Raw genomic sequence first — 279 nt, 5'->3', positions numbered from 1 at the left:
ATCAACAACTGCTCCGATTTAACGGACAGGTGTATATGTTCAGTATGCCGATGATTGACTTACTAGATGAGATATCCCAAACATTTGAAATTAAAAATATTTATAGTCATCAAGAGATAGGTTTACACAACAGCTTTGAACGCGATAAAACGGTTGCTCGCTGGTGTAATCAACAGCAAGTTAATTGGCAGCAGTCGCCTACTGGAGCTGTAGTTCGTGGCCGAAAAAATCGTCAGGCATGGGATCAACACTGGCAACAAGTAATGAACAGCCCTATTG

At 41.2% G+C, this 279-nt stretch carries 1 pseudogene; it reads left to right on the top strand.

From position 1 onward, the window contains the following. Positions 1 to 35 precede the first annotated feature (35 nt). Positions 36 to 279: pseudogene (locus AAEZ00_RS21075) on the top strand (deoxyribodipyrimidine photolyase); the annotation flags it as partial.

Source organism: Shewanella sp. S1-49-MNA-CIBAN-0167 (assembly GCF_040310145.1).
Classification (GTDB): Bacteria; Pseudomonadota; Gammaproteobacteria; order Enterobacterales; family Shewanellaceae; genus Shewanella; species Shewanella psychromarinicola.
The sequence above is the reverse complement of the archived record's forward strand: the minus strand, read 5'-3'. Positions and strand labels throughout refer to the sequence as shown.